Origin of the sequence: Candidatus Endomicrobiellum cubanum, from assembly GCF_031278955.1 — a bacterium.
In the GTDB taxonomy this organism is placed as follows: domain Bacteria; phylum Elusimicrobiota; class Endomicrobiia; order Endomicrobiales; family Endomicrobiaceae; genus Endomicrobiellum; species Endomicrobiellum cubanum.
Genome location: NZ_JAITJM010000050.1, coordinates 1 through 7,126, shown reverse-complemented (window position 1 = coordinate 7,126; position 7,126 = coordinate 1). Strand labels below are relative to the sequence as shown.

7 protein-coding genes are annotated in these 7,126 nt (G+C 32.3%); 2 read left to right on the top strand and 5 right to left on the bottom strand.

The window, feature by feature from the left end; translation table 11 throughout:
* Positions 1 to 443: 443 nt before the first annotated feature.
* Positions 444 to 1,664 carry an ATP-binding protein gene (locus LBD57_RS04745; RefSeq protein ID WP_373470185.1) on the top strand — a complete coding sequence of 407 codons (1,221 nt, stop codon included), beginning with the start codon at positions 444 to 446 and terminating at the stop codon, positions 1,662 to 1,664.
* A 314-nt stretch (positions 1,665 to 1,978) separates the two neighbouring features.
* Here the strand turns inward: LBD57_RS04745 and LBD57_RS04740 are convergent, their stop codons facing one another.
* From LBD57_RS04740 to LBD57_RS04720, 5 genes are all read right to left on the bottom strand, one after another.
* Positions 1,979 to 2,185 (bottom strand): hypothetical protein, encoded by a 207-nt coding sequence (locus LBD57_RS04740; protein WP_373470184.1) that lies wholly within the window; start codon positions 2,183 to 2,185, stop codon positions 1,979 to 1,981.
* A gap of 132 nt (positions 2,186 to 2,317) precedes the next feature.
* On the bottom strand, positions 2,318 to 2,524 hold the full coding sequence (locus LBD57_RS04735; RefSeq protein WP_373470183.1) for a class I SAM-dependent methyltransferase: 207 nt from the start codon (positions 2,522 to 2,524) through the stop codon (positions 2,318 to 2,320).
* 452 nt (positions 2,525 to 2,976) lie between these two features.
* The gene (locus tag LBD57_RS04730) at positions 2,977 to 3,774 is read right to left on the bottom strand and encodes a hypothetical protein (protein WP_373470182.1); all 798 of its coding nucleotides are present in this window, start codon (positions 3,772 to 3,774) and stop codon (positions 2,977 to 2,979) included.
* A complete protein-coding gene (locus LBD57_RS04725; RefSeq protein WP_373470181.1) occupies positions 3,774 to 4,625 on the bottom strand; it encodes a ParB/RepB/Spo0J family partition protein in 852 nt (283 codons plus the stop codon). The genes LBD57_RS04730 and LBD57_RS04725 overlap by 1 nt, the downstream gene beginning before the upstream one ends.
* Positions 4,626 to 4,651: 26 nt before the next feature.
* Entirely contained in the window at positions 4,652 to 5,416 is a 765-nt protein-coding gene (locus LBD57_RS04720; RefSeq protein WP_373470180.1) for a ParA family protein, read from the bottom strand.
* 615 nt (positions 5,417 to 6,031) lie between these two features.
* Here LBD57_RS04720 and LBD57_RS04715 point away from each other — a divergent pair.
* The coding region (locus tag LBD57_RS04715) for a U32 family peptidase (protein ID WP_373470179.1) at positions 6,032 to 7,126 on the top strand (1,095 nt) is incomplete at its 3' end.

Here is a 7,126-nt window from a genome sequence, read left to right as displayed (position 1 = left end):
AACAGGAATAAATGTATAGTACATCAAGTGAGGAATTCAACAAAGCATGTATCAAGCAAAGATTTATACACAAGATAAGCTTGAAGAGTTTAGAACAAAATGGGATAATAAGTATAGATATGTGGGAGAGAGTTGGGAACACATTGGAAATGAGACGGCTTATTTTATACAACAAACCCAATACCTGTCAATGAGAACAGAAGCATTACTTAAATGCTTGTATTTGTGGTGTTCAAAGGTTCACAATTACAATCAATTACTTATTCTGTCGGACAAAAATTAACAATGCTAACTTTACACAAAATTATTTACAGCCCCTTTCCAAATCAGATCTACCTCTAATCTAGATTTAGCTCTGCATTGTTGTTTGACACTGACTCATATTTAGTATATAATGGAGGTTGTTCCATATTAAACTGATTATTGTTTAAGGAGAGGGTGAAATGTCTGACCTAGAACGCACTTTAAGCCATGTAATAGAAAAGACGTCAAAAGGATTTAGAGTAATTCTTTTAAATGGACAAAGACAGGTTGGCAAATCGACATTACTTAAAAATATTTCAAAAAAATCAAAGCGCAATTATGTTTCTCTTGATAATATAAAATTTCGTCAATTGGCAAAGAACGACCCTGAACTCTTTTTGCAACAAAACCCGCCTCCTGTAATTATTGACGAAGTACAGTATGCGCCTGAATTATTTCCTTATATAAAAATTTATGTTGATCAAAATCGTAATACTAAAGGCGCTTTTTGGCTTACGGGATCTCAAAAATATAAGTTGATGGATGGAGTTAAAGAATCTTTGGCTGGACGCATAGCAATACTCGAACTTATGGGCTTGTCTTATAACGAAAAAGCAAAACAACCTTTTTTGTCAAAACCTTTTTTACCTTCTTATAACACTTTTAAAAAAACAAAAAAGTTAACAATCCAACAAGTTTATAAACTTATATGGGAAGGTCAACTACCAGAACCTGTTGTTAATAAAAACATTGATAGAGAACAATACTATTCTTCATATATACAATCTTATATTGAAAGAGACGTCAAAGATTTTTACAATATAGAAAGACCTATACAATTTTTTAATTTTGTCTCAGTTGTCGCCGCTCAAACAGCTAAACTTCTAAATTACACTTCCCTTGCGCGTGATGTAGGAATAGACGTTAAAACAGCTCAAGCTTGGATGGGCATATTAGAACGTTCTGAGATTGTGTATCTTTTGCGCCCATATTCCCCAAACATAACAAATCGTATAATAAAAACCCCAAAAATGTATTTCTTGGACACTGGTTTATGTTCTTATCTTACACGATGGAACACGCCAGAATCTCTTATGAGCGGAGCCATGGATGGTGCAATACTTGAAACTCATGTTATTGGAGAAACCCTAAAATCTTACTTACACAATGGGAAAGAACCTCTTATGTATCTTTATAGGGATACAGATCAAAAAGAAATAGATTTAGTTATAGAAGAAAATGGGACTCTTTACCCAATAGAAATAAAAAAAACTACAAATCCACAGTTATCAGACTGTAAGTATTTTAATCAATTGAATAAATTAAACAAAAAAGTTGGACTAGGCGCTATTATTTGTTTACAACCTGAACGTATTCCTTTAAATCGTAACATTGTATCCATCCCAGTTTGGGAAATATAATGTCTGCATCTTTTTGCGCTTATAAGTCTTGGGAACTAAATCCAGCATTAAGAGACTTGTTTGTAGGCTAGCGTATTAAGGATGGAAATTCATACTTATTTTCTGCATTATACTTTTTTCAAAATCCAAGTAACACAGACAAGATTGACGCTTATATTACCTGACTTGACCTTTTGGGTTCCCCCAAACCTCCTTTTTTATGAGTGACTTCCCCTTTTTTTCCTTAAAACGGTCAAGTCAGGTAATATCATACTCATTTTGCTGACCACGAATATATCCCTCAAACATATCTTTATTATCCGGATACTTCTTGATTAACTCATTAGCTCTAACTGCTCTATGGCTGCCGTATCTTGACCACTATCTAAATTATCTGCGCTGCCGGCAGAAGCAGTTTCAATTAACTCCAACCCCATTTCTTTAAATAAGTCTAACCATTGTTGTTTGGTCCTATAAATATCACTATTGTATTTAATATTTTTTCGTTTACTTTCATCAGAAAGATATCCTTCGTCAATCAAAACATATCCACCTGTCTTTACTGTTGCTTTTAACTTACTTAAAGTTTCAGCAGGACGCCCAATACGCTACTTACTGCTCCAAAAATAACGCAACCATAACCTTTTTCAATTTTAACTGTCTTATTACGCTTATTACGCAAAATCACATAAACCATCAACAGCAAACTCTTTTGCCTTTTGTGTTGCATATTCGATAAATTCAGGAATTATATCAATACCTTTTACTTTAATCCGAAGCCTCAAAGCAAGTCCAACCGATACCGCACCTTTGCCACAAGCTAAATCCAATATTTTTGTATTTTCAGACAAAGGAACATATTTGTTAATCAGTTTAATCATAATTTGGGAATCGCTTCCAAGTTCCCAAAAATCTTGAAGCAAATATGGAAGAATGGTATTAGCTCTGTCGTTTCCGCTGTTAATGAATCAGCAAGTTTTTTTCTGTTCCCTTTAAATTAGACCTCTTTTGTTACATATATATTACTTTCCCAAGCTCCTTATCACCTAAACTTATCAACAAGTTATCCACATAGCAAAGATAAAGTACTTATAAAATATTTGAATTTGAGTTCTCTCATATTTTGTATTGATTTTTCAATATATTTTGTTTAAAATTTTTATTAAAAATATCAACATATTTAAACTAACAGTGGATTAGTTATACACAACTAATCCACAATTAATACATGGTTTGAAGCTCAACAATTATTTCAGGCATTTTTTATTAAATTTTTCTAATGTTCGTAGCATTGAGAAAGAGAGGGGAAAATCGCAAGTCAAGTACAAATTAGTTAATAGGTTATTGGGTCCATAGGCGTACCTTCATAGAAGAAGATGAATGTTTGTTTATGACACTGAGAAATTGTGATGTTAGAAATTAATTTATCTATGAGATCTGGAGCAGTTCCACTATAAAAAGATGAAATCGTATACTCGCTAGAACCGAGATCGTTATGAACTATCTCCATAATCTCCTGATATGTATATCTTTTCCATAAATCTCTGTCTACTAACCCACATTGCCCAAGATGATTGAGAAGCCTCCTTATTGAGAATATCTCCGATTCTACATCACCACCCACCCCACCCCCCGGTGTAGACCATGCAGCACACTTATAGCATTTAAACTCAACAGGTGCATACTTGCTGCTCCTAGTAATATATGTGCCTCCTCCAATACATCCTGGCTCCCCATCGTATGTCTCTTGTGCTATATATAACATCTCCAAAACTTCCCACTCCTGAAACCCCCTACTTCTTAGCTCTTGTGCAAGACTTGAATTAATATCAATTGTCGTTAGCTGGGAAGTATTAACATCAGTATTAGATACATGAGATGCATTAGATAACCTGTCTTCTACTAAACTTTTAACAGCCTCTTTACTACTACACGCAGATAACATATATATGAGCAACAAATTAAAACAGAAAATTTTATTTTCATACAAATTATAATTTAAAAATGCATTTTTTACAAGGAGAAAATGTAAAAAATTATAAATATTACTACTAATGTCTCTTATTAAGTTTTGTTTTATACCAGAATTATCCACAACAAAAAATCCTTTTTTAAAACTAGATACTAACATTATAATTTTAATTCTCTTGCTATTCTCTCAAGATCATCTAAAGAGTAATAATAAAGTTCAATTTTACCTTTTTTACTATTACCTACGATGCTTGCTTTTGTTCCAAATTTTCTTTGAATTTCTTCTTTTAAATTTGTAAGTTCCACTTCTTGCTTTTTCTCTTTTATTTTTTTATTGCCAATTTTAAAGTTTGAAACCATTTTTTCTAAAGCTCTTACAGAAAGCTTTTCATTTAATATTTTTTCTACAATCTGTTTAATTTTTGCAACATTTTCTATACTTGCAAGCATTCTTCCATGTCCGGAAGAAATTTTGCCTTCAGCAATAAGGATTTGAATCTCTTCAGGTAAAGACAAAAGCCTTAAAGTGTTTGATATAACAGACCTTTCTTTTCCTATAATTTCTGCAATTTGTTCATGCGTGTGTGAAAACTCTTCTATAAGCCTTTGAAAAGCTTTAGCCTCTTCTATAGGGTCTAGATTTTCTCTTTGTAAATTTTCTATTAATGCTAAATCCAAACGCTGCTTATCATCAGCAGACTGTTTAACTATTGCTTTTATATCTTTACTACCTATAAGTTTAGAAGCTCTATAACGCCTTTCACCTGCAATAATCTCGTATTCACCTGGGACAATAGACTCTGTAACTAAAATAGGTTGAGCTAAGCCATGTTTTTTAATTGAATCGGCAAGTTCTTTTAATTTTTGTTCATTAAACTTGGTTCTAGGTTGAAACCTATTAGGTTTAATTTTATTTAATGGAATTTTTATTACCTTATCATCTACACTTTTATTTTGCCCTAACGACGGAATTAAGGATTCTAATCCTCTGCCTAAAGCCTTTTTCTGCATATCTTTTCTCCTATGATAACTCATTATTATTCCTGTTCTTGTTTTCTAAGAAACTCTTTTGCAAACTCTAAATATGCAGTTGTTCCTTTACCTAAAGGATCATAAAGTATAGCTGGTTTTCCAAAACTAGGAGACTCTGCAAGCTTTACTGTTCTGGGTATTTTAGTTTCATAAACTTTATCATTAAAAAACTTTTTCACTTCATCTACAACTTGCCCTGAAAGATTAGTTCTAGAATCAAACATAGTAAATAAGACGCCTTCTAACTCTAAATTAAAGTCTTGCATTAAAGCAAAAATAGTTTTAGATAACTGCCCAAGCCCCTCAAGAGCAAAAAACTCACACTGCATAGGTATTAAAACTGTGTCTGCTGCTATAAGAGAGTTAATTGTAAGAAGCCCTAAAGATGGAGGGCAATCTATTATTATGTATTTATAAACTTTTTGAAATTTTTCTAACGCAGACTTTAACTTTTTTTCTCTATTTTCTAATTTAACTAGATCAATTTCTGCCCCGCTTAAACTTGTAATAGCAGGTGCAATATCAAGCCAATCCATAACACTATTTTGTATAATATCTTCTAAAGCAATCTCATCAATTAAAACATCATATATTGTTTTTTTTAACGAATTTTTATCTATACCTAGCCCACTTGTAGTATTGCTTTGTGGATCCATGTCAATTAACAAACATTCTTGTCCTAAATGACACAAACTAGCAGCTAAATTTATTGACGTCGTTGTTTTACCAACGCCCCCTTTTTGATTAGCTACTGCTATTACTTTACTCATTTCATACTCCATTTAGCATAGCAATTTTAAACTATGCCATATTATATTAATGTTTCACGTGAAACACAATCCCAATACCTGACTTGACCTTTTGGGTTCCCCCGAAAGAAAAAGCAATAATATAAATCTATTTAATACACATTCTCTTCTATAAAAGAGTTTATCTTTTCTTTATATCTTAACATAAATAATAGTCTAAATAGATATTTAGACTATTATTTTACATAATATACACTAATTATGTAAAATAATATATAGTTGTTTAGAGGACAACTTCATATTTAGAAAAAACAAAAAGTAGATGTTTTTATATAAAAACATCTGTTTGGGTTCCCCAAACCTCCTTTTTTATGATTGATTCCCCCTTTTTTTCCTTAAAGCGGTCAAGTCAGGCTCTAAAGACGCTTCGATTGGAACTTGGCTAGATATGTGAATTGAAGAGACTCTATCACTAATAAGTATGTGAATGCCACCACTTTATCTGGATACATAGGATATTTTGTAAATGTTTCACGTGAAACATTTACAAAATAGAAATTTGCTCATAAAGCCTGCTGTGCGGAGGAGTTGAGCGTATAGATTATTCTCCCTGGTCCATATTTTTATTTGCTATAATTGTATTATGAAAAAACCAGAACTTTATTGCCTGCAGGGTCTCTTTCAAAGCTAAAAATAGCGCTGCTTTACGGGGCAGATGCTGTATATGCTGGGATTGCAGAAATGTCTCTGCGTGTAAAATCGAAATTTCCTTTAGAAGAGATTCGAGAAGGAATTCTTTTTGCTCACAATTTAGGGAAAAAGATTTATTTAACGCTTAATTTATTTTCTCATAACAAAGATATTCCAAATCTTAAAAATTTTGCTAACACAATAAAAACATTAAATCCAGATGGAGTTATTATCTCTGATCCAGGCATATTTAGCTATATAAAAAAAGAAATTCCTCAAATGCCTGTACAGATCTCTACCCAAGCAAATATATGTTCTTGGTTAACTGTGCACTTTTGGCAGGATTTGGGGGCATCTTTATGTGTTTTAGGTAGAGAAGTAAGTTTTTTAGAGGCTAAAGAAATAAGAAAACACTGCAAAAACATAAAATTGGAAGTTTTTATACATGGGGCAATGTGTATAAGTTATTCTGGAAGATGTTTATTATCTGCTTTTATGGCTTCACGAAGCGCAAATAAGGGGGCGTGTGCTCACTCTTGTAGATGGAAATACAAAAGCAAATTATTATTGGAAGAAGAGTTAAGACCTGGAGAGTATTTGGAAATGGAAGAAGATGAGAAAGGCTCATATATTTTAAACTCTAAAGATTTATGTTTAATGCCTAAACTTAATAATTTGATAGAAATTGGAATCGACTCTTTGAAAATAGAAGGCAGGAACAAAAGCGAATATTACGTTGCACAAACAGCTAGGGTTTATCGTAAAGCTATTGATGATTACTTTAATAACCCTACAAAGTGGCGTTCAGACATATATATGCAAGAATTATTAACATTACAAAATAGAGGATATACTCTTGGTTTTTTCAATGGAGTACCCGATGAGTCTGCACAAGACTATATAGAAACTTCTAGCAGAAGCGATTACAGGAACGCTGGAATTATAACAGACAATAAAGATGGTATGTTAACTATAGAATTAAAGCATAAACTAAAAAAGGGGGATGCAATAGAAATATTATCCCCTTATCAATTTGAACCA

Coding starts and splice junctions, on each gene's coding strand:
- LBD57_RS04745 (WP_373470185.1), top strand. CDS start 444: ATGTCTGACCTAGAACGCACTTTAAGCCATGTAATAGAAAAGACGTCA.
- LBD57_RS04735 (WP_373470183.1), bottom strand. CDS start 2,524: ATGATTAAACTGATTAACAAATATGTTCCTTTGTCTGAAAATACAAAA.
- LBD57_RS04730 (WP_373470182.1), bottom strand. CDS start 3,774: ATGTTAGTATCTAGTTTTAAAAAAGGATTTTTTGTTGTGGATAATTCT.
- LBD57_RS04725 (WP_373470181.1), bottom strand. CDS start 4,625: ATGCAGAAAAAGGCTTTAGGCAGAGGATTAGAATCCTTAATTCCGTCG.
- LBD57_RS04720 (WP_373470180.1), bottom strand. CDS start 5,416: ATGAGTAAAGTAATAGCAGTAGCTAATCAAAAAGGGGGCGTTGGTAAA.